At 67.9% G+C, this 25,532-nt stretch carries 22 protein-coding genes; 10 read left to right on the top strand and 12 right to left on the bottom strand.

What is annotated here, in order from left to right; genetic code table 11:
• Positions 1-13: 13 nt before the first annotated feature.
• Positions 14-1,933, bottom strand: coding sequence for a chromosomal replication initiator protein DnaA (dnaA, locus tag DSC45_RS35085; protein WP_240435027.1), 1,920 nt, complete (start codon positions 1,931-1,933; stop codon positions 14-16).
• Positions 1,934-2,733: 800 nt separating this feature from the next.
• Here dnaA and rpmH point away from each other — a divergent pair.
• The 9 genes from rpmH to DSC45_RS35040 all read left to right on the top strand — a co-directional run bounded on the left by rpmH (position 2,734) and on the right by DSC45_RS35040 (position 9,667).
• A complete protein-coding gene (gene rpmH, locus DSC45_RS35080) occupies positions 2,734-2,871 on the top strand; it encodes a 50S ribosomal protein L34 (protein ID WP_119296106.1) in 138 nt (45 codons plus the stop codon).
• A 23-nt stretch (positions 2,872-2,894) separates the two neighbouring features.
• Positions 2,895-3,266, top strand: coding sequence for a ribonuclease P protein component (gene rnpA, locus DSC45_RS35075; RefSeq protein WP_119296105.1), 372 nt, complete (start codon positions 2,895-2,897; stop codon positions 3,264-3,266).
• A complete protein-coding gene (gene yidD, locus DSC45_RS35070) occupies positions 3,263-3,571 on the top strand; it encodes a membrane protein insertion efficiency factor YidD (protein ID WP_119296104.1) in 309 nt (102 codons plus the stop codon). Before rnpA ends, yidD begins: the two co-directional genes overlap by 4 nt.
• 3 nt (positions 3,572-3,574) lie before the next feature.
• The gene (yidC, locus tag DSC45_RS35065; protein WP_119296103.1) at positions 3,575-4,846 is read left to right on the top strand and encodes a membrane protein insertase YidC; all 1,272 of its coding nucleotides are present in this window, start codon (positions 3,575-3,577) and stop codon (positions 4,844-4,846) included.
• A 15-nt stretch (positions 4,847-4,861) separates the two neighbouring features.
• Positions 4,862-5,377: a Jag family protein gene (locus tag DSC45_RS35060; protein WP_119296102.1), complete on the top strand. Its 516-nt coding sequence runs from the start codon at positions 4,862-4,864 to the stop codon at positions 5,375-5,377.
• 155 nt (positions 5,378-5,532) lie between these two features.
• Entirely contained in the window at positions 5,533-6,249 is a 717-nt protein-coding gene (gene rsmG / locus DSC45_RS35055; RefSeq protein WP_119296101.1) for a 16S rRNA (guanine(527)-N(7))-methyltransferase RsmG, read from the top strand.
• Positions 6,250-6,567: 318 nt separating this feature from the next.
• Positions 6,568-7,644 (top strand): AAA family ATPase, encoded by a 1,077-nt coding sequence (locus tag DSC45_RS35050; RefSeq protein ID WP_119296100.1) that lies wholly within the window; start codon positions 6,568-6,570, stop codon positions 7,642-7,644.
• Complete coding sequence (locus DSC45_RS35045; RefSeq protein WP_119296099.1) at positions 7,641-8,744, top strand: ParB/RepB/Spo0J family partition protein; 1,104 nt, start codon at positions 7,641-7,643, stop codon at positions 8,742-8,744. Before DSC45_RS35050 ends, DSC45_RS35045 begins: the two co-directional genes overlap by 4 nt.
• 305 nt (positions 8,745-9,049) lie before the next feature.
• A complete protein-coding gene (locus DSC45_RS35040; protein ID WP_119296098.1) occupies positions 9,050-9,667 on the top strand; it encodes a GNAT family N-acetyltransferase in 618 nt (205 codons plus the stop codon).
• A 131-nt stretch (positions 9,668-9,798) separates the two neighbouring features.
• On the opposite strand, the gene trxA is transcribed toward DSC45_RS35040, so the two are convergent.
• The 7 genes from trxA to DSC45_RS35005 all read right to left on the bottom strand — a co-directional run bounded on the left by trxA (position 9,799) and on the right by DSC45_RS35005 (position 19,676).
• Positions 9,799-10,131 (bottom strand): thioredoxin, encoded by a 333-nt coding sequence (gene trxA, locus DSC45_RS35035; protein WP_119296097.1) that lies wholly within the window; start codon positions 10,129-10,131, stop codon positions 9,799-9,801.
• Positions 10,132-10,169: 38 nt separating this feature from the next.
• Positions 10,170-11,135 (bottom strand): thioredoxin-disulfide reductase, encoded by a 966-nt coding sequence (gene trxB, locus DSC45_RS35030; RefSeq protein ID WP_119296096.1) that lies wholly within the window; start codon positions 11,133-11,135, stop codon positions 10,170-10,172.
• Between the two features lie 189 nt (positions 11,136-11,324).
• The gene (locus DSC45_RS35025) at positions 11,325-12,329 is read right to left on the bottom strand and encodes an anti-sigma factor (RefSeq protein WP_119296095.1); all 1,005 of its coding nucleotides are present in this window, start codon (positions 12,327-12,329) and stop codon (positions 11,325-11,327) included.
• Positions 12,326-13,036, bottom strand: coding sequence for an RNA polymerase sigma factor SigM (gene sigM, locus DSC45_RS35020; protein WP_119296094.1), 711 nt, complete (start codon positions 13,034-13,036; stop codon positions 12,326-12,328). Before sigM ends, DSC45_RS35025 begins: the two co-directional genes overlap by 4 nt.
• A 29-nt stretch (positions 13,037-13,065) precedes the next feature.
• Complete coding sequence (locus DSC45_RS35015) at positions 13,066-14,790, bottom strand: protein kinase family protein (protein WP_119296093.1); 1,725 nt, start codon at positions 14,788-14,790, stop codon at positions 13,066-13,068.
• Positions 14,791-14,919: 129 nt separating this feature from the next.
• A complete protein-coding gene (gene murJ, locus DSC45_RS35010; RefSeq protein WP_119296092.1) occupies positions 14,920-17,070 on the bottom strand; it encodes a murein biosynthesis integral membrane protein MurJ in 2,151 nt (716 codons plus the stop codon).
• A gap of 47 nt (positions 17,071-17,117) precedes the next feature.
• Entirely contained in the window at positions 17,118-19,676 is a 2,559-nt protein-coding gene (locus tag DSC45_RS35005) for a DUF6049 family protein (protein ID WP_119296091.1), read from the bottom strand.
• Between the two features lie 221 nt (positions 19,677-19,897).
• Here DSC45_RS35005 and DSC45_RS35000 point away from each other — a divergent pair, with 221 nt between their 5' ends.
• Positions 19,898-21,364: a CCA tRNA nucleotidyltransferase gene (locus tag DSC45_RS35000; RefSeq protein WP_119296090.1), complete on the top strand. Its 1,467-nt coding sequence runs from the start codon at positions 19,898-19,900 to the stop codon at positions 21,362-21,364.
• A 118-nt stretch (positions 21,365-21,482) separates the two neighbouring features.
• On the opposite strand, the gene DSC45_RS34995 is transcribed toward DSC45_RS35000, so the two are convergent.
• The 4 genes from DSC45_RS34995 to DSC45_RS34980 form a co-directional block, all read right to left on the bottom strand.
• Positions 21,483-22,052: an LppU/SCO3897 family protein gene (locus DSC45_RS34995; protein WP_119296089.1), complete on the bottom strand. Its 570-nt coding sequence runs from the start codon at positions 22,050-22,052 to the stop codon at positions 21,483-21,485.
• 112 nt (positions 22,053-22,164) lie between these two features.
• On the bottom strand, positions 22,165-23,430 hold the full coding sequence (locus DSC45_RS34990) for an MFS transporter (protein WP_119296088.1): 1,266 nt from the start codon (positions 23,428-23,430) through the stop codon (positions 22,165-22,167).
• A gap of 78 nt (positions 23,431-23,508) precedes the next feature.
• A complete protein-coding gene (locus tag DSC45_RS34985; RefSeq protein ID WP_119296087.1) occupies positions 23,509-24,591 on the bottom strand; it encodes an inositol-3-phosphate synthase in 1,083 nt (360 codons plus the stop codon).
• Positions 24,592-24,638: 47 nt separating this feature from the next.
• Positions 24,639-25,328: a PadR family transcriptional regulator gene (locus tag DSC45_RS34980; protein WP_119296086.1), complete on the bottom strand. Its 690-nt coding sequence runs from the start codon at positions 25,326-25,328 to the stop codon at positions 24,639-24,641.
• Positions 25,329-25,532 lie beyond the last annotated feature (204 nt).

The raw sequence follows: 25,532 nt of genomic DNA, 5'->3' as shown, positions 1-25,532 counted from the left end.
GGTGCTGCCGGCCTCAGCCGTTCTTGATGCGGTTGGTGAGCTCAGTGACCTGGTTGTAGATGGACCGCCGCTCGGCCATCAGCGCGCGGATCTTGCGGTCCGCGTGCATCACCGTCGTATGGTCGCGGCCGCCGAACTGCGCCCCGATCTTCGGCAGCGACAGGTCCGTCAGCTCCCGGCACAGGTACATCGCGATCTGGCGGGCCGTCACCAGCACCCGGCTGCGGGACGATCCACACAGGTCGTCCACCGTGAGCCCGAAGTAGTCGGCGGTGGCCGCCATGATGGCCGGCGCGGTGATCTCGGGTGCCGCGTCCTCGCCGCCCGGAATCAGGTCCTTCAGAACGATCTCGGTGAGGCCCAGGTCGACCGGCTGCCGGTTCAGACTCGCGAAGGCCGTCACCCGGATCAGCGCGCCCTCGAGTTCCCGGATGTTCCGGGAGATCCGGGAAGCGATGAACTCGAGGACCTCCGGCGGGGCGTTGAGCTGCTCCTGCACCGCCTTCTTACGGAGGATCGCGATCCGGGTCTCCAGCTCGGGCGGCTGGACGTCGGTGATCAGCCCCCACTCGAACCGGTTCCGCAGCCGGTCCTCGAGGGTCACCAGCTGTTTGGGCGGCCGGTCCGAGGAGAGCACGATCTGTTTGTTGGCGTTGTGGAGCGTATTGAAGGTGTGGAAGAACTCCTCCTGCGTCGACTCCTTGTCCGCGAGGAACTGGATGTCGTCGACCAGCAGGATGTCCATCTCCCGGTACCGCTTGCGGAAGCTGTCGCCCCTGCCGTCGCGGATGGAGTTGATGAACTCGTTGGTGAACTCCTCCGAGCTCACGTACCGCACCCGGGTCCCCGGGTAGAGGCTGCGCGCGTAGTGACCGATGGCGTGCAGCAGGTGCGTCTTGCCGAGCCCCGACTCCCCGTAGATGAACAGCGGGTTGTACGCCTTGGCCGGCGCCTCGGCCACGGCGACCGCGGCCGCGTGCGCGAACCGGTTCGAGGCGCCGATGACGAACGTGTCGAAGAGGTACTTGGGATTCAGCCGGGCGGTCGGCTCTCCGGGGCCCGTCGCGGGAGCGGGCTGCGCGGCCAGCGGGCCGGGTGCGCCGCTGGGCGCCGGGAGCGAGGACGGGCCGGGTGCGCCGACCGAACCGGTCGAGCCGGGCGGACCCGACCGTCCGGGCTCGGACAGATCCCGGCGGTCCCGCTGGTCGTACGGCGAACGATCGGACTGCTGCTCGTACCGCGAGCGCTCGGGAGGCTGTTGGCCGTACGGGCGCTCCGGAGTCTGCGGGCGGTAGCCGTGCTGAGGCGAGGGAGAGCCGTACGGGTCGCGGTCGGGGAAGCCCAGGTGCTGCTGCTGCCAGCCGTAGTCGTCCTGCGACTGCCGGGGCCAGGCTCCGGGCTGGGCGCGCTGGTAGTCGGGGTACGCCGGGCGGACGGTGGGCAACTCCTGGCGTTGGTCCTGGTGTTGGTCGTGGCGCTCGTCGGAACGCTGAGCGGGGCGGCCGTCGTCGTGGCGCTGCTCGTCCGCGCGGTCGCCGCGGCCGTCGTCCCGGTGCGGTGAGTCCTGACGGCCGGTCTCCTGATGAGCGGCATCGAGCCGGGATCCGTCGTGCCGCGAGCCGTCCTGGCGGCCGGGCGAGGAGCGCCGGTCGTCACCCGGGTGGTCCTCGGGATGCCGGTCCTCTGAGCGCCGGTCGTCCAGGTGCTGCCGGTCGTCGGGGTGGCGGGTGTCCTGGTGGCGGGCGTCGGGGGATCGCGTGTCCGGGTGGCGGTTGTCCGGGGTGCGGTCGTCCGTGCGCCGGTTCTCGAGATGCGGCTCGCCGCGGTGCCGGCCGCCTTCGTGCGGATCGCGGGACAGCTCGTCGGGACGGTGGTCGTCCCGGTACCTGTCGTCGTGCTGCGGGGCCGCGTGCCGCGGTTCCTCCCGCTGCATCCCGTCGTGGTGCCCCGCCTCCGGCCGACCGTAGCCCTGATAGGGGTCGCGCCCGCCCGTGGAAGAAGGGGAGGCCGGCTCGGCGTAGCGCTGCTCGTCGTAGCGGTGCTGCACCGGCCCCGGGGGCGTGGGGGCCGGAGGCTCACCGGCGGACTCGTCGACCGTGATCGCGATCCGGATCGGGCGACCGCACTCGCGGCTCAGGGTCTCGCTGACGATCGGCGCGAGGCGGCCTTCGAGCACGCCCTTGGCGAATTCGTTCGGCACGGCGAGCAGAGCGGTGTCCGCGACCAGGGCCAGCGGCTGGCAGCGCCTGATCCAGTGCTCGTCCTTGGCTTCGACCCCCTGGCCGCGACCTTCCCCGAGCAGTTGGTCCAACACCCGGGGCCACACTGCGGCAAGATCGGCAGGTACGTCAGCCACAGGGCACGCTCTCTCATGGGTCCCACGAAGGTGTGGTTCTGGGACAGGTCGATACGGAAATCGGGTGGGACGGCGCGAATAGGAGTTCCGCCAAGGTAGTCAGGGCATGCCGTGCGGTTCAAGTTGTTGTCCACAGGCTGTGCACAGTGTCTCCCCGTCGTCTCCCGCCCTCCGTTGGTTTGACCGGATGGCGTAGCGCCGCGTACCGTGACCAGGTCGAGTTGTCGATGGCTGCTGCCGCCTGCCTCCGATGGGCACAGATCGCTTATGTGATCGGGAAGCGGTTGCACACGGGCGTAAACGCGAGCTACTCGTGGGCGCACGGTGACAGCCAGACGACACCCCGCCGTCACCAATTCATTCTCTGGAGCCCCCGAGTGAGCAAGCGCACCTTCCAGCCGAACAACCGTCGTCGCGCGAAGACCCACGGCTTCCGGCTGCGGATGCGTACCCGTGCCGGCCGCGCCGTCCTGGCGTCCCGCCGCACCAAGGGTCGCGCCCGCCTGTCCGCCTGATTTCGTAAACAGGTCATGACGTCGTGCTGCCCACCGATAACCGGCTGAGGCGGCGCGAGGAATTCGCGACCGCGGTACGACGAGGACGCCGGGCAGGACGCCCGCTACTCGTCGTCCACCTACGCAGCGGTGCTACGGACCCGCACGCGCCCGGGGAGAGCGTTCCCCCGACGCGTGCGGGTTTCGTCGTGAGCAAAGCCGTCGGCGTCGCGGTAGTCCGGAACAGAGTGAAGCGCAGGCTTCGCCATTTGATGCGGGAACGACTGGCACAGCTGCCCCCCGGTAGCCTGGTAGTCGTACGAGCGTTGCCCAAGGCTGGTGACGCCGACCATGCACAGCTGGCCCGAGACCTGGATGCCGCACTGGAGCGGCTACTGGGAGGGGGCGCGCGATGAAGTACCCACTGCTTGCGTTGATCAAGCTCTACCAGTGGACCATCAGCCCGCTGCTGGGGCCGGTGTGCAAGTACTACCCGTCGTGTTCCCACTACGGGTTCCAAGCCATCGACCGGCACGGTGCGATCAAGGGAACGGCGCTGACCGCCTGGCGGATTCTGCGGTGCAACCCCTGGTCGCACGGTGGTGTCGATCATGTTCCGGCCCGCAAGCGTCCGCGGTGGCACGAAATGCTGCGCGACGCCTGGCGCAACAAGGGCGGGAAGTCCGCCACTGAGACCCCGTCCCATGCTCAAGGAGCCTGATTAGTGGACACGATTGCCAGTCTCTTCAGCTTTATCACCACACCCGTTTCCTGGATCATCGTCCAGTTCCACAAGCTCTACGGGTCGATCTTCGGTGACGACACCGGCTGGGCCTGGGGTCTGTCGATCGTGTCCCTGGTGATCCTGATCCGAATCTGTCTGATCCCGCTTTTTGTGAAGCAGATCAAGGCCACTCGCGGCATGCAGACACTGCAGCCCGAGATGAAGAAGATCCAGGAGCGCTACAAGAACGACAAGCAGCGTCAGTCCGAAGAGATGATGAAGCTGTACAAGGAGACGGGCACCAACCCGCTCTCCTCGTGCCTTCCCATCCTGGCGCAGTCGCCGTTCTTCTTCGCCCTGTACCACGTGCTGAACGGCATCGCGACGGGCAAGGAGATCGGCTCCATCGACGGGCCGCTCCTCGAGAGCGCCCGTCAGGCCCATATCTTCGGTGCGCCCCTCGCCTCGAAGTTCATGGACAGCCCGGAGAAGGTCGAGGCGCTCAACGCCTCCCTCACCGACGTGCGCATCGTCACCGCGATCATGATCGTGATGATGTCGTTCTCGCAGTTCTACACGCAGCGACAGCTGATGACGAAGAACGTCGACATGACGGTGAAGACGCCGTTCATGCAGCAGCAGAAGATGCTGATGTACGTCTTCCCGGTCATGTTCGCCGTGTTCGGCATCAACTTCCCCGTCGGTGTCCTCGTCTACTGGCTGACCACCAACGTGTGGACCATGGGCCAGCAGATGTTCGTCATCCGCCAGAACCCGACACCGGGCAGCAAGGCGCAGGAGTCGTTCCTCGAGCGCCTGCAGAGCAAGGTGACCAAGCACGACGGCGGCAAGATGCGTCGCGGCGAGCGGAACATCGTCAAGGCCATCGTCGCCAAGGGCCGCGACCGCAACGATCACGAGCGCAAGTTCATCAACGGCCTGAGCAAGGCCGGACTGGCGGCTCAGACCGACGGCACGATCGCCAAGAGCGACACGGCCGTCGCTGTCGCCGACGGGGAGGATGCCACTCAGTCGGGCGGTACGCCTGCGCGTAAGCAGCCCAAGCGTCAGTCCAAGTCTCAGCGTCAGTCGAGCACCGGCCCGGGCGCGTCCAAGAGCGACGAACCCAAGACCTCGCTCGACAAGTCCGACGAACCTCAGGACGCGGCCAAGCCCAAGCCAAAGCCCGCCGGCGGAAGCAGTGCGCGGCAGAACAAGTCCGGGCAGCGCAAGGGCGGCCAGCAGCGGCCCAAGCACCCCTCCAAGAAGTAAGAAGGAGCCCATCCCGTGACGGAAGGCACCACCACCTCTGCCACTGTCGAGGCCGGCGACCTGGTCAGCGACCTCGAGCAGGAGGGGGACATCGCGGCGGACTACCTCGAGGGTCTGCTGGATATCGCCGATCTTGACGGCGACATCGACATGGACGTCGAGGCCGACCGTGCGGCTGTGTCGATCATCAGCGATTCGAGCGGCCGTGACCTGCAGAAGCTTGTGGGCCGGGACGGCGAGGTCCTCGAGGCTCTCCAGGAACTGACGCGTCTTGCCGTGCACCGGGAGACCGGTGAGCGCAGTCGGCTGATGCTCGACATCGCCGGGTTCCGCGCCAAGAAGCGCACCGAGCTCTCCGAGCTGGGTGCCAAGGCCGCGTCCGAGGCGAAGAGCTCCGGAGAGCCGGTCAAGCTTCAGCCGATGACGCCGTTCGAGCGCAAGGTCGTGCATGACGCGGTCAAGAGCGCGGGACTGCGTAGTGAGTCCGAGGGCGAGGAGCCGCAGCGCTTCGTCGTCGTTCTCCCGGCCTGACCGACTCGGTCCTGCCGATGCCCCGGCCCTTGTTCGCCGGGCTCGATGCACCGTCGGCCCCGTCTGTTCGCAGGCGGGGCCGATCTTTGTAAGGCTTCCTGGGAGTGCGGCGACCAGGCGGTGATCCCTCGACGCGATACGGAAGGACGGTCCCGGTGACAGAGGCAGCGGAGCTCCCCCCGGCACCAGAGGTGGCGCGGGCGGTATTCGGCGAGCGATTGCCGGATCTGGTCCGGTACGCGGAGCTCCTCGCCGACGCAGGAGTGCGCCGAGGGCTGATCGGACCGCGTGAGGTCCCCCGTCTGTGGGAGCGGCACCTCCTGAACTGCGCTGTGCTCTCGGAAGTGGTGCCCGAGAACGTCACCGTGTGCGACGTCGGCTCGGGGGCTGGGCTTCCGGGTATTCCCTTGGCTCTGGTGCGTCCGGATCTCAAGATCACGCTTCTTGAGCCGCTGCTTCGGCGGACCAACTTCCTCAACGAGGTGGTCGAGCTCCTCGGGCTCGAGCATGTGACCGTGGTGCGGGGCCGGGCCGAGGAAGTGCTCGATACGCTTCCGCCCGTCCATGTGGTGACCGCGCGGGCGGTGGCGCCCCTGGACAGGCTGGCTACATGGGGCATGCCGCTGCTGCGGCCGTACGGAGAGATGCTCGCCCTCAAGGGAGACACCGCGGTCGAGGAAGTGAAGGCCGCTAGGGCCGCTCTCAACAAGTTGGGTGCGGCCGATGTGTCCGTCGTTCAGGTCGGCGAGGGCGTGGTCGATCCGCTTTCGACCGTGGTGCGTGTCGAGGTGGGCGAGAGCCCGGGAGGCGTGCGGTTCGCGGCCAAGCGCGCCAAAGCGGCGCGGACGGGGCGTGCACGACGGCGCCGTTGAGGCCGAGTCATCGAATTTTTCCGTGCTTCCCAATCCACTGAGGTGCGTGGAGAGTCGGTCCGAGTGCGTCAGCGGAGTCGCGTAGTAGGCCACACAAGGTGCCAAACGCGTATGTGTCGGAGTGTCGACGCTCGTTGACGCGCCTGGCTGGGCATCGTGTTTCACGTGAAACGTCGCTCACTGCTGCAAGGGATCATCAGCCGCGGTCGCGCAGCGGCCCCGCGTGATCGGAAACCCCTCGCAGGGGGTACGGAGTTGTCCACAGAAGTGGATTCATCCACAGAACACCGGGCCTCGCTGGTTCGCCACCCCAAAGGCATGGGAGGCTCTGTTCATTGCGAGCCTGAAGTCGAGGAGAGTGAATCCTTGCGGTCCGACGCCAACATCGCGGGACCGATGACCGATCCGGTCCCCGGCCCCCGTTCCGAAACGGCGGGGGAGGATGTTTCACGTGAAACACCGACCCCGATGGACGACACCCCCATCGGTCGTGCGGCCCAGCTGGCCGTGGAGGCCCTGGGCCGAGCCGGCGAGGGCCTTCCCCGGCCTGAGCAGACACGGGTCATGGTGGTGGCCAATCAGAAGGGTGGGGTCGGGAAAACAACGACCACGGTGAACCTCGCTGCTTCACTCGCACTGCACGGTGCGCGTGTTCTGGTGATCGACCTCGACCCTCAGGGGAACGCCTCTACGGCTCTCGGCGTCGATCACCACTCCGAAGTTCCCTCTATCTACGACGTCTTGGTCGAGAGCAAGCCGCTCTCCGAAGTCGTCCAGCCGGTCCCTGATGTCGAGGGACTGTTCTGCGCCCCGGCCACCATCGATCTCGCCGGTGCGGAGATCGAATTGGTGTCGCTGGTCGCGCGGGAGAGCCGCTTGCAGCGCGCCATCCAGGCGTACGAGCAGCCGCTGGACTATGTCCTCATCGACTGTCCCCCGTCCCTCGGCCTGCTGACGGTCAACGCTCTCGTGGCCGGCGCCGAGGTACTGATCCCCATCCAGTGCGAGTACTACGCACTGGAAGGGCTCGGCCAGCTGCTGAGGAACGTGGATCTCGTGCGCGGACACCTCAACCCGACGCTCCACGTATCGACCATCCTGCTCACCATGTACGACGGCCGGACCCGGCTCGCCTCACAGGTGGCGGACGAGGTGCGCAACCATTTCGGCGAAGAGGTGCTCCGAACCAGCATCCCGCGGTCGGTGCGCATCTCCGAGGCTCCCAGCTACGGCCAGACCGTGCTCACGTACGATCCCGGTTCCAGTGGCGCGCTCTCCTACCTCGAGGCGGCACGGGAGATGGCGCTCCGCGGAGTCCAGATCCGGTACGACGGCCACTCCGGTCACACGAGCGCACCGAATGAACAGCAGAACCTGGCGGAGGGGATCCAATGAGTGAGCGACGTAGGGGTCTTGGACGTGGTCTGGGCGCGCTCATCCCCGCTGCCCCGGCACCGGACAAGTCCGCTTCGACCAGTTCGGGCAACTCGAAGGGCGCTTCGCCGTCGTCCGGGTCCGTTCCTGTCGTGGCACAGGACCGCGGGGTGGCCGCGGCGGCGGTGACGTCACTGCCGCAGCCGCCTGTTTCACGTGAAACAGCGGAGCCCAAGCAGGAAACCGCGGAGCTCCCCGCCCCTCCGCCCGGCGCGTACTTCGCCGAGGTCCCGCTCGACAGCATCACCCCGAACCCGCGACAGCCTCGTGAGGTGTTCGACGAGGACGCTCTCGCCGAACTGGTCACCTCCATCAAGGAGGTGGGGCTTCTCCAGCCGGTGGTCGTACGGGAGCTGGAGACCGACCGCTACGAGCTCATCATGGGTGAGCGTCGTTGGCGGGCCTGTCGTGAGGCCGGACTTGAGCGCATCCCTGCGATTGTCCGGGCGACCGACGACGAGAAGCTCCTCCTCGACGCTCTGCTGGAGAACCTGCACCGCGCGCAGCTGAATCCGCTGGAAGAGGCGGCGGCTTACGATCAGTTGCTCAAGGATTTCAACTGCACGCACGATCAGCTCGCGGACCGGATCGGTCGGTCTCGTCCGCAGGTGTCCAACACCTTGCGGCTGTTGAAGTTGTCGCCGGCAGTTCAGCGCCGAGTGGCTGCGGGTGTGCTGTCGGCAGGTCACGCGCGAGCGCTGCTCTCCGTGGAGGACTCCGAGGAGCAGGACAGGCTGGCACACCGGATCGTCGCGGAAGGGCTTTCCGTACGAGCGGTCGAGGAGATTGTCACGCTCATGGGGTCCCGCCCCAAGAGCGCTCAGCGATCGAAGGGGCCGCGGGCCGGTGGCCGCGTCTCCCCTGCGCTGACGGACCTGGCGTCGCGCCTGTCGGACAAGTTCGAGACGCGGGTGAAGGTCGACCTCGGGCAGAAGAAGGGCAAGATCGTCGTCGAGTTCGCCTCGATGGACGACCTGGAACGCATCCTGTCGACGCTCGCCCCGGGCGAGGGGCCTGTGCTCGACAAGGGCCCTGCAGCAGAAGAGGACGAAGAGGGCTGAGGCCAACTCGCCAGTGACGAGCGAGTCGTGTCCGGTGTGTACCGGAACACGGCTCGCTCTTTACTTTCTGGCGGTATCGATGGAATCGCATGGTCGATACGATGCGAGCAGGCACAGCGCATCCACCCGGCGGGACCTCAGGAGAGGGAGACAGGTGCCATGCGAACGGTGAGCCGCACCGGACTGATGAGCGTGGGCCTGGGCCTCGGAGTTGTCGGCGGTTTTGTCGGCGGCCTCCTGCGAGAACGGAGCGCGTTGGCCGCAGCCCGCTCTGCGGCGGACGGAGGAAGTGAGGATCAGCCTTCATGGGGCGTCGGCTCGTACCGCTCACGCTGGACAACCTTCCCGACCTCCCCGAGCGATGCAGGACGTGCGTCTTCTGGGAGCTGGATCCGGTCAGCGGTCAGGCAGCGGTAAAGGCGGGAACTCCGGACGTGGAGAAGGAGGCCTGGATCTCGGCCGTGCTTCTCGAGTGGGGTTCGTGCGGCCGAGTCGTCTATGTGGACGAAGTCTTGGTCGGCTTCGTGCTCTACGCACCGCCTGCCTACGTGCCTCGTGCGATGGCTTTCCCCACCAGTCCTGTCTCGCCCGACGCTGTCCAGCTCATGACGTCCTGGATCACTCCCGGGTACCAAGGGCAAGGACTGGGCCGGGTGATGGTGCAGACGGTGGCCAAGGATCTGTTGCGCAGAGGCTTCAAGGCGATCGAGGCGTTCGGCGACGCCAGATGGAAGGAGCCGGCCTGCGTTCTGCCCGCTGACCATCTGTTGGCCGTCGGGTTCAAGACCGTACGCCCGCATCCCACGTACCCCCGGCTCCGATTGGAGTTGCGGACGACCCTGTCGTGGAAGGAAGACGTCGAGCTGGCGCTGGACCGCCTGCTGGGCGCCGTGCAGAAGGACCCCGTACCGAGACCTCTCTAGAACTCCCTCGGCGGTTGAGACGCCGTTCCAGGGCCGTGAGGGTGTCATGCGAAACGGGCCCGGTACCTCGCAATGAGGTACCGGGCCCGTTTCACGTGAAACAGCGGCCGTCGTTGTCGCCGCGTGGGTGACTATTCGGCGATGAAGTTCTCGAGGTCACGCACGATTGCGGCCTTCGGCTTCGCGCCGACGATGGTCTTGGCCACCTCGCCGCCCTGGTAGACGTTCAGAGTGGGAATCGACATCACGCCGTACTTGGCGGCGGTTGCCGGGTTCTCGTCGATGTTGAGCTTGACGACCTGGATCTTGTCACCGTGCTCGGCGGCGATGGCCTCGAGCGACGGCGCGATCTGACGGCACGGACCGCACCATGCGGCCCAGAAGTCGACCAGTACGGGCTTGTCGCTCTTGAGGACATCCTCGTCGAAGGAGTCGTCGGTAACGTTCTTGAGGGTGCCGGCCACGGCGGGGCTCCTTTTACTCGGGGTGAGGCAGTGAGGGGTCAGACGGTGACAGCAGCGGTCTCGGTCTCGTTGTCCGCGAGGGCCGCCAGGTAGCGCTCGGCGTCCAGGGCTGCGGAGCAGCCGGTGCCTGCCGCAGTGATCGCCTGTCGGTAGGTGTGGTCGACGACGTCGCCGGCGGCGAAGACGCCAGTGAGGTTCGTGCGCGTCGAGGGTGCTTCCACCTTGAGGTAGCCCTCGGCGTCGAGGTCGAGCTGGTCCTTGAAGAGCTCGGTGCGCGGGTCGTGGCCGACGGCGATGAACAGGCCCGTGACCGCCAGCGCGGAAGTCTCGCCCGTCTTGGTGTTGCGCAGCGTCAGACCGGAGAGCTTCGGGTCGCCGTGAATCTCCGCGACCTCGCTGTCCCAGGCGAACTTGATCTTCGGGTCGGCGAAGGCACGCTCCTGCATGGCCTTCGACGCGCGCAGGCTGTCACGGCGGTGCAGGATCGTCACGGACTTCGCGAAGCGGGAGAGGAAGGTCGCCTCTTCCATCGCGGTGTCGCCACCGCCCACGACGGCGATGTCCTGGTCCTTGAAGAAGAAGCCGTCGCAGGTGGCGCACCACGAGACGCCTCGGCCGGACAGTGCGTCCTCATTGGGCAGACCCAGCTTGCGGTGCTGAGAGCCGGTGGTGACGATGACGGCCTTGGCCTTGTGTACCGTGCCGGCGGTGTCGGTGACGGTCTTGATATCGCCCGACAGGTCCACCGCGACGACGTCATCCGGCACCAGTTCGGCACCGAAGCGCTCGGACTGCGCCCGCATGTTGTCCATGAGCTCGGGGCCCATGATCCCGTCCTGGAAGCCAGGGAAGTTCTCTACATCGGTGGTGTTCATCAGCGCGCCGCCGGCGGTGACGGCACCCTCGAACACCAGCGGCTTCAGTGACGCACGCGCGGTGTACAGCGCGGCCGTGTAGCCGGCGGGTCCGGATCCGATGATGATCACGTTACGGACGTCGCTCACGGGTGGATTCCTCGTCTCTGCGGACTACCTGCTGCCTTGGGTGGGCGAGCCCTCGCTCAGGACTCTCATCCCACCCAACGGATCCTACGGGGCATGCATTCCCGGCAGCTCCGGGCATCCGAGCGTGTCAGTCCGATCCCCTGCGGCGGGCGTCGACGTGGGCCGGAGTGGACGTCGGTGACGTACCGCTCAGCTGCGCGGATAGGACTGTGTGAGCAGAACTTCGCCCTTGGTGGACGAGGCCTCGTCGATGCAGGAGGCGTCCACCACATACGCGGACACCAGGCTCGGGTCGGACGCGTGGGGCAGGACGACGAGGAACGCGCCCGTCCCCTCGTACGATCCGCGCTGGATCCCCAGGGCCGGGCTGTCGCGGTCGATGCCACGTTGGACGCAGGCCGGTACCTCGTGCTCCGGCTGCCGCAACGGCTTGTTCGGGCTCGTGCCTCGGGAACTTCCGTCACCCTCCGCTTCGACTGATCCCTTCGGCGTCGCCCTCTCCGGCTCCGGCGTACCGCTGCGAGCCACGAGGGCAGCCACCTGGTCGGAGAGCGCACCGTCGGAGAAGGCGCGTGCACTGTCCTTCTGGGGCGCATCCGCGGCCGAGTCCGAGGACTGGCCGCTGTCGGGCAGCATGAGCGCGCCGAGACCGATGGCGGCGACAGTGGCCAGGGCGCCGAGCGTGAGCGAAGCAACTCCGCGGCGGCGCCGTCGGCCACCGGGACGTCCCGGCCCCGTGGCACCGCGAGGGTGCCCCGACGGACGGGTGCTGCCGGGGACATCCGGCAGCGGGCCCGTCGGTGTTTCACGTGAAACCGGGGTCGGTGTTTCACGTGAAACACCGACTGAGGGCCGGTCCTCGTCCGTGCTCTCCGTTGTCCGGTCCGCTACGGGGACGGGCACGGAAGCGGTGGCGGGTTCGGAAGCGTCGGGCGCCGTGGCATCCAACAGAGCCTCGGCGGCGAGTGCCGCGTCGATGCGCTGCGCGACGTCGGCCGGCATGCGGGGCGTACTCGGAATTTCACCCAGGAGACCGCGGATCTCCGCCAGGGATGCGTGTACGTCCGCACAGAGTTCGCAGCCGTCCAGGTGCTGCTGAAGCTCTGCCGCTCGGGACGCGGCGAGCAGCCCCTCGGTGAGGTCGGAGATCTCTGAGACGTCCGGGTGCCCGGCCGCGTCGGTCGTCGATGTCACGCTCGCCCACCTCCGCCCTTCACGACAGTCGGATTGCTCGTTCCTGGATCCTGGGGTCCTGCTGCGGGTGGGACGGATGCCCCGCGAGACCGGTTCCGTCCCGACTCGTCGACGCCGGTGTCGGTCGCGCTCGCGCCGTCGGCTCTCAGATGGCTGACCAGGGGCAGTAGCCGGGCTCTTCCTCGCGCGCAGCGGCTCTTCACCGTGCCTGTCGGTACGTCGAGCACCTCCGCGGCCTCGGCCACCGGGTACCCCTGCATGTCCACCAGGACCAGCGCGGCGCGCTGGTCGGGAGGCAATGTGGCGAGAGCGGCGATCACCTCACGGTGGAGATCCTGTCGCTCAGCCGGTGCCTCGGCGGACTCATGTGGTTCCAGGAGCTGATCGAGTCGCTCGGCGTCGTCGACCGGAGACGTTTTCCGGGACGCTGTTTTGCGGGCTCGGTCGAGGCATGCGTTGACCGTGATTCTGTGCAGCCAGGTCGTGACGGCGGACTGCCCTCGGAACGTGTGAGCGGCCCGGTACGCCGAGACCAGCGCGTCCTGGACGGCGTCCGCGGCTTCCTCCCGGTCGCCGAGCGTGCGCAGCGCCACGGCCCAGAGGCGGTCTCGGTGCCGCCGCACCAGTTCGCCGAACGCGCTTCGGTCGCCGGCCACGTGCTGGGCCAGGAGCTCCTGGTCGTTCACCTCGACGTACGGGTCGTCCACCGTCGAGCTCCCTCCCCCCGGTGAGTCGCTCAGCCCGAGAACTTCACATCCGTGATGGCCTGCTTGTACCCGCTGCCGCTGAATTGATCCTGGGGTGACATCGGTACATCGGTGATCCAGAGGAGAACATAGCGGGTCGCGGTGGAGTCCTTGGCCTTTACGGTCAGCTTCTTGGAGCTGGTCTGCCCTGCGCCGATCCTGTCCATGGAACTCACGGACGCCGACGGCGACAGGGAATCGGCCGCGTACAGGGAAGCCTTCGTGCGGTCACCGCCGTACCGGAGGGCTATCGACGCGGCGGACACGTCCCGCTTCGAGCCGAGGTCGAAGACGATGCCGACACCCTGCTTGTAGGGGGCGAGGGTCGGACCGTCGCGGTAGCTCTTCGTCCGCCAGTAGGTCGAACTGTCGCTGTCGTAGGTCTGCGAGACACTCGCCGCGTTCTGCGGTGAGCCGTCCGGGGCGTACTCCTGGGCGTCCTTGACGGACAGCGGCTTCCCCTGGGACTGCTTGTCGCCGTCGTTCCCGCTCTGGGTGTCCGAGTTTCCGGGGTCCGCTGGCTCTTCCCGCTCCATCAGTACGTCGGCGAGCTGCCAGCTGCCGAGGCCGAGCGCGGCGATCAGCAGTGCGGACACGGCCCACTTGAGCGCCTTCCCGGTCCGTCCGTTCAACGGCGGCGGCGGCTCGGCCGGCATCGCGTGAGGGCGTCCCGCAGGGGCCGCGGACGGGCGCCCGTAGACACCCTGCTGGTACGTCGTCCGTTGGTAGTCCGGAGGTGCAGTGAAGGACGGCTCCGGCGGGCGGATGCGCGGCATCTCCCCGACCGCCTTCGCCAGTTCCTCCGGCGTCGTGCACGGCTGGTCGAGGCGGGAGGCGGTGGCGCCTTCGTGCACCAGAGCGCGCATGGACAGCTCGGACAGGCCACGGTGCACACCGGCACGAACCTGGTCCGGTGCGACCAGGCCGATCCCCTTGGGCAGGCCGGTCATGCCGTACGCATCCTCGTCGTACGGCCAGCGCTGCGTCAGCGAGGCGTAGAGGAGCGCGCCGATGGCTTCGGTGTCGGTGAGCTGAGGGGTGTCGGAACTGATGCCGCGCAGTGCCGCGTTCACGGCGAGGCCGCGGATGCGGTACTGGCCACTGGAGGTCCGCAGTACGGCGCTCGGCGTGAGACGCAGGTGCGCGAGGCCCTCGCGGTGGGCAGCCGCCATGGCCTGCGAGATCTGGCCGACGAACTGGTAGGCGTCGTGCGCGTCCAGCGGCCCGGCGGCGAGCAGGGCGCTCAGCTCGACGGCGTCGGGCAGCCACTCGTGGACGACGTAGACGAGATCGTCCTCCTCGACGGCATCGAGGACCTGGACGAAGCGTGGGTCGCCGAGCAGCGCGGAGGAGCGGGCTGCGGCGAGTACGGAGCGGGCCCGGGGGTGTTCGGCGGGAAGTACGTGGACGCCGACCGCTCGGCGCAGCTTCTCGTCCACGGCACGCCAGCTGCTGAATCCGTCCAGACGGGTGACGCACTCCTCGAGGCGGTAGCGCTTCGCGAGCTTGTGGCCGCTGTGCAGTTCAGGTGGCGCGACGTCCGGCTGGTCGGTGGTCACCGCCTCGTCGGACTGCTGCGGGTCGTCGTCGCCCGCCGTGGTGTCCTGACTCTGGGCCGCTCCGTCGGCTGTGGCCTGGTCCGCCTCGTCGGCGGTCAGCGACGCCTCGTCGCTGTCTGCTGCCACATCGACGGCAGCTGTGCTCCGTTCCGCCACCGTCGTTCCTGCCTCCCCATCCGTTGCGCGCCGTACGACGCCAAAGCCAATTGTGCCCACAGTCGGCTGCTATGCACGACACGCAGCAGCCGACGATGGTTGTGCGGCCCCCGGGGGTTCGGCGGGAAATCAGCGGCCGAGACGGCCGCGGACCATGCCGACGAGGGCGTTGAGCTCTTCGATCCGCATGCGGCGCGCAGCCACGAAGAAGATGCCGAGCAGGACCGCCCCGCCGCCGATCAAGGCGGCGAGCGATCCGATGACGCCCTGCCCGAGCCCGTGAGTGATCGCGTACCCAGCCGCGCCGCCGAGAATCGCAGCAGGTACGGAGGCCAGTCCGAGGCGGGCGTAGGTGCGGATGACGTGGGCGCCGTCGAGGTCGCCGCCGAGCCGCTTGCTCAGCCGGCGCCAGGCGACGCCCACACCGATCGCGTAGGCAAGGCCGTACGAGGCGGCCATGCCGGTGACGGCCCAGCGGTCGGGCAGGAGTACGTAGCAGAGTCCTGCGGCCGCAGCGTTGACGATGGCGACGATGACGGTGTTGTAGAACGGCGTGCGGGTGTCCTCGTAGGCGTAGAAGGCGCGGAGGACGACGTACTGCACGGAGTACGGGATGAGGCCCAGGCCGAAGGCCATGAGCATGTAGCCCATGGAAGTGGCGCCGCCAGAGGAGCCGAAGACCAGGGTGCACATCGGGACGCCGAGCGCGACGAAGGCGAAGGAGATCGGCACGATAGCTACGGCCGTGGTGCGCAGCCCCTGCGAGATGTCGTCGCGCACGGCGCCCGTGTCACCTTCGTTGGCTGACCGGGAGAGCCGCGGCAGTAGTGCGGCCATCAAGGACACCGTGATGATGGCCTGGGGCAGGCCCCAGATCAGCTGGGCGTTGGCATAGGCGGCGAAGCCGGTGCCGTCCACGGACGACTGCTTTCCGGACGCGGTGGACAGCTGGGTGACCACGATGGCGCCGGCCTGATTCGCGAGGACGAACAGCATGGTCCACTTCGCGAGCCTCGCCGCCTTGCCGAGTCCGTGGCCCCTCCAGTCGAAGCGCAGACGCAGCTTGAAGCCCGTCTCCCTGAGGTACGGGATCATCGCCAGAGCCTGGACCACCAGGCCCAGGAGCACGCCGAAACCGAGTAGCCGCTCACCGTCCGGCGGCAGGGACTGGACCGTCATGCGGGAGTCAGCGGCCGAGCCGTAGACCCAGATGAACATGCCGAGCGTCGCGATGATCACGACGTTGTTCAGCACGGGGGTCCACATCATGGCGCCGAAGCGGCCACGGGCGTTGAGGATCTGGCCCATGACGACGTGGACACCCATGAAGAAGATCGTGGGCAGGAAGTAGCGGAGCAGCGTGACGCCGACTTCGTTCGCCGACTGATCGGATGCGACGGAACCGGAGAGCAGCCGCACCAGCAGCGGGGCCATCACCATGCCGAGGACCGTGAGGGCGCCGAGCGCCACCATGACGAGCGTCAGCAGCCGGTTGGCGTAAGCCTGCCCGCCGTCGCTGTCCTCCTTCATGGAACGCACCAGCTGTGGCACGAACACGGAGTTCAGGCCGCCGCCGATCGTGAGGATGTAGATCATCGTCGGCAGCTGGTACGCCACCTGGAAGGTGTCACCCAACAGCCCGACGCCGAGCGCGGAGACGATCAGTGCCGACCGAACAAACCCCGTGAGTCGCGAGACCATCGTGCCCGCGGCCATCACCGCGCTGGACTTCAGCACGCTGGACGCGCGGCCGCCCTTCTTCGGCGGTGTCGGAGCCGGGCCTGCGGGCGGCTCCGGGACGCCCGCCCCGTCGCCCGGCGGCCGGGCCCCGCTGCCCTGCTGGTCGCGGTAGAGGTGCGCGAAGGCGTCCGGCTCGTGCCGCTCGTCGGCGGCCTGGGTGACCAGAGCATCGACGCCGACGAATTGCGTGGTGTGGACGTCGTCCCCGTACGGGAGGTGACGGGTCGGACCGTCCGGCTCGGGCGGTGGCGTCTGGGCCCAGACCCGAGGGTCGGGTGCGTGCTGCGGAGGCGCGGGCTGGGCGTAGAGCGCCTGCGGGTCGGGGTAGGAACCCGGAGGCGGCGGAGGGTGCGCTGCGCGGTCGTACAGGGCTTCGCCCACCGGGTCCTGGGCGGCGAGATCCTGGTCCCGGTACGGGTCCTGGTCGTAGGCGTCCTGGACGTACATGTCCGAGGCGGGCGGCTGCGGGGGGACCTGCCCGCCCGCAGGATCGCCGCCTCCCGCGGACTGACCGCGGTCACCGTCGTACGGCGCGTTCATGCTTACCCCACCTCATCGGTCCCACGGCCCAGCGGCCACGTCGTCAATCAACGGTCCACTCTCTCACCCGCGCCGTACGGGCCCGTGCTTTCCGCGGCGGTGTCCGCGGCCGGGTCACCCAGGTGCTGCGGGGCCTCGGACTCGGCGTCCTGCGCCGCCGGGGCGTCGGCTCCGTCCTCGGCTGTGCCGCGCTCGCCGCGCGCGGACGGGCTGCCGTCCGTGGCGCTCTTCCCGCTCGAGCCGGTGCTGTCGTCGGAGTCGTCCGACGCGGAGTCGTCGGACGAGGGATCGGGTGCGGTGTCGGGTGAGCCGCCGGAGGAGCTGTCGGACGAGTCGTCGGGGGCGTCCGGCGCCGGCTCCTCGGGCCCCTCGCCGTTTCCGTCGTCACCGTCCTCGGCTGCCCGGCGGGCCGCGGCCCGCTTGCGCTGGGTGTACATCCGGAATCCGGCGAGTACGAGAAGCAGGAAACCGCCGGCCAGAACCAGCATCACCGTCGGAGTGACCTCGGTGACGTTCACCTCGAAGCGGATGGGGCTGCCGTAGCGCTGGCCGTCCTCGGTGTAGAGCTGGGCCCACACCGCTGCCTTGCCGTTCGCGTTGGCCGTGGTGTCGAACTTCACCGATTGGCTGTGACCGCCCGCGATCTTGACCTGCTGCTCCTCGAAGGGGCCGTCGCCGATCGTGAGGCGCCTGGGCTTGGTCGAGGTCAGGCGCAGTTTCATGTGCTCGACGCCCTGGACCAGGTTGTTCTGCACCGTCACGGGGATGGTCGCGCTGCGTCCGGAGAGCTTGGCCTCGGTCTTGGGGATCAACGAGACCTGCTTGGTCAGGTTGTCGAGGTAGCTCTGCACCCCGGCCCGGTACTGCTCGCCCTCGGCGCCGCGGCCGCGCCAGGAGTTGGACATGGCCCGGTCGATGGCCCTGCCGAAGGGCGTGACGACCCGGTCCGGCTCGCTGAGGATCACCTTGAAGCCGTCGAGTGTCGCCTTCGTGTTCCGGATCGACTCGAAGGCGGCCTTGGGCAGTTCCTGCTTGCGCAGTGAACCGGGATAGCTCCCGTGTCCCGGGACCTGCTTGGTGGCCTCCGGATCAGGCTTGGCCTTTGCCGCGTCCGCGAGATCCACGGACTGCGACCAATTGCCCGCGTCCAGCGCCTGGACGGCCTTCGCCATGGCCTGGGCCTGGCTCGCGGAAGGCGTCCGCGACGGAGCGACGACGATGTTGCGTGCGTGCTCCGGGTCCTGCAGGTTGATCATCTGGCTCTGGGCGAGAAACTGCTGGACCGCGAGCGTGGAGGGCTCGGCGCCGGTCATGTCGCCCTGGAAGAGCTTGGAGAGGTTCGCGTCCGCCACGACTGCCGTGTTCCCGCCGCCGATCGGGCGGGCGGCCGTCGGCGTATAGGGGAGACCGCCTCGCTCCTGGAGACTGTCGCTGCGGGTGATCACCGTGTCGGCACCCGCAGAGGTGGCCACATCCACGATCGAGGGGTCGATCGCGCCCTCGGCCGGCCAGGCGAACTCGGTGCTCGGCTCGACATGCAGGATCGACTGCACGGTCCTGGTGGCGACTTCGGTCGCGTCCTGGAGGTGGCTGAGCGAGCCCGAGACGCTCTTGCCCTGGTGGGCGAGCGAGGCGAGATCGGGGTCGGCGAAGGGGAGCGCGACGACCTTCTTGTCCTTGACGGCGCTCTGCAGGTCGTTCAGCCATTTCTTGGCGACGGCCTGGTTCTTGCCCGGGATGGGGTCGCCGCCCCCGGGATTCCGGATGCTGTACGGCTCGGTCATCGCCTCGACGGACGCCAGCAGGTCGGGATCGATGACCCAGGTGACCGGGAGGTCCCGGCCCAGCGAGAGCATCTGCTCCAGACGTCCGCCCGGAGTGATCTCCTCCGCGAGACGGTCGTCGGAGAAGACCGGAGTCTGCTGTTCGTCGGAGCCCGTCTCCGCCGTCAGATGCGTCGAGGAGATGAGTGGCCACAGCATGGTCGTCCGGGTGGGCTCGCTCGCCGTCTCCGTCTGCCAGGGCAGGAACGTCCGCTGGATGCCCAGGACTTGGTCGTACGGCTGGGCCGTGGTGCGGCCGGTCAGTGCGACGCCCAACTGATAGACGCCGTCGGCGCCGAGGTCCAGCTCCTTGACCGGGATGGAGAGGGAGAAGTCCTGGGGCACACCCGGAGCGAGCTTCTTGAACGTCTCCTTGTACGAGTCGCCCTCGACGGCCGTCCCGTCGGAGCCGGGCAGGTAGCCGCTGCGTCCGCTCGCGTTGTCGATCATGGAGCGGGCGTTCATCGCCGGACCGACGCGCAGATCGACCTCGGCGTCGGTGACGGTCTGCTTGCTGTCATTGGTGACGGTGCCGGAGACGGTGAGCGTGTCCCCGTCGACCGGCGCCGAGGGCGTCAGCGAGTCCAGGGCCACGTCGACCGTACGAGAGCCGGTGGCCGCTGCAGCCGCGGCGGCGGGTGGGGCGGCCTGGGCCGCGGGAGCGGCCGACACCTGCAGCAGTCCGGCCAGCAGCGGGGCCGCCGCGAGGGCTGCCCCGAGGCGCCTCAACCGCCGGCGGGCAGGTGAGGGATTCATCCCCTGGAAGTCTGCCGCCTCGGCCACGCGCTCGCCCGTCCCTCGTAGTCGTCAGTGGTCGTCGCATTTGCGTCCCCGCATGGTAACGAGGCCCGCTGTGACCGAGTGCCGCGCACTGCTCCACATGATCGCGAAGCAGGTCAGCACCAGTGCGGCCGGTACGAGGGAAGCAGACGCGGCCGGGTGAAGGGAAAGTGGAAGAGAAAGGGGGCGCAGTCGGCGGCGTGAGCCACGTACCCTTTTCTGTTGTGCCGAACGCCAATGAAGACAATCCCAGTGCACTCAGTCAGGTGCAGCGCCGCGCGGTGAGTGAACTCCTGCGGGTGTCCCCCGTCGCCGACGACCTCGCCCGTCGATTCCGGGAGGCCGGGTTCTCCCTCGCCCTGGTCGGCGGCTCCGTGCGGGACGCGCTCCTCGGCCGGCTCGGCAACGACCTGGATTTCACCACGGACGCGCTTCCCGAGGACGTCCTCAAGATCGTCCGTCCCTGGGCCGACTCGGTCTGGGAGGTCGGCATCGCGTTCGGCACGGTCGGCTGCCAGAAGGGCGCTCGGAGCGACGCGGGCACAGTGACGTACCAGATCGAGGTCACGACCTATCGGTCCGAGGCGTACGACAGGACCTCGCGGAAACCGGAGGTGTCCTACGGCGACTCGATCGAGGAAGATCTCGTCCGACGGGACTTCACGGTCAATGCGATGGCGGTGGCACTGCCGGAGAAGGACTTCGTCGACCCGCACGGTGGGCTCGAGGACCTCGCGGCGCGGCTGCTGCGCACGCCCAGCACGCCTCAGGAGTCGTTCTCGGACGATCCGCTGCGGATGATGCGTGCGGCAAGGTTCGCGGCGCAGCTGGACTTCGAGGTGGCCGACGACGTCGTCGCCGCGATGAAGGAGATGGCGGGACGCATCGACATCGTCTCGGCCGAGCGCGTCCGTGACGAGCTCAACAAGCTCCTTCTGTCCGAGCAGCCTCGGAAGGGCCTCACACTGCTCGTCGAGACCGGCCTCGCCGCGCATGTCTTGCCGGAGCTGCCGGCGCTGCGCCTCGAGAGCGACGAGCACCACCGGCACAAGGACGTCTACGAACACTCGCTGACGGTCCTGGAACAGGCCATCGCGCTCGAGGAGGACGGCCCGGACCTCACGCTGCGTCTGGCGGCACTGCTGCACGACATCGGCAAGCCGAAGACGCGGCGCTTCGAGAAGGACGGCGGAGTCTCCTTCCACCATCACGAGGTGGTGGGCGCCAAGCTGACGAAGAAGCGCATGACGGCCCTCAAGTACTCCAACGAATTGGTGAAGGACGTCTGCAGACTCGTCGAACTGCACCTGCGCTTCCACGGATACGGCACCGGCGAGTGGACCGACTCCGCAGTCCGCCGCTACGTCAGGGACGCCGGGCCGTTGCTGAGCCGGCTGCACAAGCTGACCCGCTCCGACTGCACGACGCGCAACAAGCGGCGGGCCAATGCGCTCTCCCGGGCCTACGACGGTCTGGAGGAGCGGATCGCCAGGCTTCAGGAGCAGGAGGAGCTGGACTCCATCCGCCCGGACCTCAACGGCAACGAGATCATGGAGATCCTCGGCGTCGGCCCCGGCCCGGTGATCGGCCGCGCGTACCAGTTCCTTCTTGAACTCCGGCTCGAGAACGGCCCGATGGAGCCTGAGGCGGCCGGTGCGGCCCTCAAGGAGTGGTGGGCGACGCAGTCCTGAGTACGCGGACGGGTCCATGTTTCACGTGAAACATGGACCCGTCCGCAGATACGTCGCATACGTCGAGGGGCGGTGTTTCACGTGAAACACCGCCCCTCGACGTATGAGTTGAGCTGGTTCAGCCCTTGTACTCCGTGAGGCACAGGGTGAAGTTGTCGCCGTCACCGGTCTGCCGGTACTCCGCGTACTTGCTGCGGTCGCAGCTCTGTCCGCTGCCGTCCTTGCGCTCGGCGACCTTGTACTTGGCCTTCGAGTCACCGCAGTCGACGACCTCGAGGTCCGGGTCGGTCGCGCTCTTCTCGTTGCCGATGCTCATGCAGTCGCCGGCCTTGGCCGCCTGCGCGTCATCCCGGCTGGCGAACCAGGTGACCGCCACGACGATGACGGCGACCACGGCGACGCCGATCCGCAGGTAGGTCTTGATGCTGCGCTTCGGTGCCGCCGGCGGAGGCGGGGTGCCACCGAACTGCGGGGGCACGCCACCGGGCTGCTGGCCGTACGGATTGCCCCCACCCTGAGGCGGCTGCTGGCCGTAGGGGTCGCCCCCACCCTGGGGCTGGCCGTACGGGTCGCCTCCGCCCTGAGGCTGCTGGCCGTACGGGTTGCCACCGCCCTGGGGCGGCTGCTGGCCGTATGGGTTCTGGCCCTGGGCGAACGGATTCTGGCCCTGGGGTGGCGGAGTGGTCACTTGGGGGTCCCCCTCGAACTTAGGCGCGATGGCGCGAAACGACGTCCGTAAACTATCCGCCTGCAGGGACAACTCTGAAGTCGGTGGGGGTCCTGTATCACTGATGTGACACTTACTGCCGTGTAGATCGGGTCAAAAAGGCAGCAACTGCTGCGTAGATCACAGCGACCGTGACGACAAGCGGAACCGAGCGGCCGTCAGCGGGCAGTACGAGAGCAGCCACTCCAGCAGCTCCGACGAAGGCGACGTTGAAGAGCACGTCGTAAACGGAGAAGATCCGGCCGCGATAGGCGTCATCGACCGACGACTGCACCACGGTGTCCGTCGCGATCTTCGATCCCTGTGTGACGACTCCGAGGACGAAGGCCGCGATCAGTATGGGGACCGGCTCGAACGGCAGCCCCAGCGCAGGCGCGAGGACCGCCGCGGCACCGGCACACAGCGCCATCCAGCCCTCCGGACGCAGTCGGCCGACCGTCCAGGGGGTCACGACGGCCGCAGCGAAGAACCCCGCCCCCGAGAAGCCCACGGCGAGACCCAGCAGGGCGATGCCGTCGGAGTCGGCGGCATCGCCCGAAGGCCAGGCGTACCGGCAGAGCATCAGGACCATCACCGTCAGCGCTCCGTAGCAGAAACGCAGGAACGTCATCGCGGCCAACGCACGGGCCGCTGCGCGGCGTTGCGTGAGATGCCGTACGCCGTCGGCGAGACCGCGGGCCGTGGACGCCACCGCTGCGCCGATACCGGAGCTGAGTTGCCCGGGTTCAGGGCCGAGCAGAGCGGCCGGGAAGCGCAGCGAGGCGAAGCCGGCACAGAGATAGAGGACGGCCCCGAGCAGCACCACGGCCGCGTCCGAGTCGAGCCCCGTCAGACGGAGCAGGAAGGCGAGGCCGCCGCCGGCGGTCGCCGCGAGCGTACCGGCCGTCGGCGAAAGCGAGTTGGCCGTCACCAGCCGCTCGGTGTCGACGACGCGCGGCAGAGCGGCCGAAAGCCCCGCGAGGACAAAGCGGTTGACTGCCGTGACGCAGAGCGCGGCCGCGTAGAAGAGCCAGTCCGGTGTGCTGCTCACGATCAGCAGGGAGGTCACTCCGGCGAGCGCGGCCCGCAGCAGACTGCCGTACAGAAAAACCTGTCGCCGTGGCCAGCGGTCCAGGAGTACTCCGGCGAACGGGCCGACGAAGGAGTAGGGCAGCAGCAGAACCGCCATGGCGGAGGCGATGGCCGCGGGCGAGGTCTGCTTCTCGGGGGAGAAGACGACGTAGGTGGCGAGCGCGACCTGGAAGACGCCGTCGGCCGACTGGGAGAGCAGCCGAACGGCGAGCAGCCGCCGGAAGTACCGAAGGCGCAGCAGTACGCGCAGGTCACGCACGAGGGGCATGGGGCAAAGCCTCACATACGCGCGGGGCCCCCGGACGCATTGTCCAGGGGCCCCGAAAAGGCTGGTGGAACAGGCGCGTCAGCGCTCGACCTCGCCCTGGATGAACTTCTCGACGTTGGCGTAGGCCTCTTCGTCGAAGTACTGCACCGGCGGGGACTTCATGAAGTACGAGGACGCCGAGAGGATCGGGCCGCCGACACCGCGGTCCTTGGCGATCTTCGCGGCGCGCAGTGCGTCGATGATGACGCCCGCCGAGTTCGGGGAGTCCCAGACCTCGAGCTTGTACTCCAGGTTCAGCGGGACGTCACCGAAGGCGCGGCCCTCGAGGCGGACGTACGCCCACTTGCGGTCGTCGAGCCAGGCCACGTAGTCGGACGGGCCGATGTGGACGTTGTCGTCGCCCAGGTCGCGGTCGCGGATCTGGGAGGTGACGGACTGGGTCTTCGAGATCTTCTTGGACTCGAGCCGGTCGCGCTCCAGCATGTTCTTGAAGTCCATGTTGCCGCCGACGTTGAGCTGCATGGTGCGCTCGAGACGGACGCCGCGGTCCTCGAACAGCTTGGCCATCACACGGTGCGTGATGGTCGCGCCGACCTGCGACTTGATGTCGTCACCGACGATCGGGACACCCGCCTCGGTGAACTTGTCGGCCCACTCCTTGGTGCCGGCGATGAAGACCGGCAGAGCGTTGACGAAGGCGACCTTGGCGTCGATGGCGCACTGGGCGTAGTACTTCGCCGCGTCCTCGGAACCGACGGGCAGGTAGCAGACGAGGACGTCGACCTGCTTGTCCTTGAGCTCCTGGACGATGTCGGCCGGCTCGTCGGCGGACTCTTCGATGGTCTGGCGGTAGTACTTGCCGAGACCGTCGAGGGTGTGACCGCGCTGGACCTGGACGCCGCTGTTGGGGACGTCGCAGATCTTGATGGTGTTGTTCTCACTGGCGCCGATGGCGTCCGCGAGGTCGAGACCGACCTTCTTCGCGTCCACGTCGAAGGCGGCCACGAACTCGACGTCCCGCACGTGGTAGTCGCCGAACTGCACGTGCATCAGACCCGGGACCTTGCTGTCCGGGTCAGCGTCCTTGTAGTACTCGACGCCCTGGACCAGCGAGGCGGCGCAGTTGCCCACGCCGACGATGGCTACGCGAACCGAACCCATTCCGGTTGCTCCCTGTGTGTTCTTGGTGAGGCCCAGCGATGCGGGCCTCACGTGGCGGTGTCGTCGGACGGATCCGGCCGGGTGCTGTCCCGGTGCCGGGGCAGGCCGCCCGTCTCTCCAGATGTGTCCTGCTGAGCGGCGTCCTCCGAGGAGGTGGACGAGGATCGCTGCCGATCCCGTCCCGAGCGCTCGCTCTCGATGAGCTCGTTCAGCCAGCGCACTTCGCGCTCCACGGACTCCATACCGTGCCGCTGCAGCTCGAGTGTGTAGTCGTCCAGACGCTCCCGGGTCCGGGCCAGGGAGGAACGCATCTTCTCCAGGCGCTCCTCGAGCCGGCTCCGGCGTCCTTCAAGAACCCGCATACGTACGTCTCGCGACGTCTGTCCGAAGAAGGCGAAGCGAGCGGCGAAGGTCTCGTCCTCGTACGCGTCGGGCCCGGTCTGGGAGAGGAGTTCCTCGAAGTGCTCCTTGCCCTCGGCCGTCAGCCTGTAGACGATCTTGGCGCGACGGCCGGTGAGTGGTGCGGCGAGGGGATCCTCTGCTGCGCCCCCCGATTCCTCGATCAACCAGCCGTTGGCGACCAGCGTCTTGAGGCAGGGGTACAGCGATCCGTAGCTGAAGGCCCGAAAGACTCCCAGCGAGGTATTGAGTCGTTTCCGCAGCTCGTAGCCGTGCATCGGGGATTCGCGGAGCAGGCCGAGGATGGCGAACTCGAGGATTCCGGAGCGTCTGCTCATCCGCGTCACCTCCTTGAATTCCGGTCCGACCGAGCTCTTTATGTCGAGCTGATGTATCGACTCGATACATCACGACGATAGAACGGCGGTCCGGATGCGGCAAGAGGGGTCACGGTGAACGGCGTCACATCACCGATTCACAGGCGGCAAAGTGCCTGATTTGGGGTGAACTTCAGGGATAGATGGGTTTTGACGGTGCGTAGT

The sequence above is a fragment of the Streptomyces sp. YIM 130001 genome, from assembly GCF_003574445.1.
GTDB lineage: Bacteria > Actinomycetota > Actinomycetes > Streptomycetales > Streptomycetaceae > Streptomyces.
Note: the sequence above shows the minus strand (reverse complement) of the source record. Positions and strands in the feature narration are given on the sequence as shown.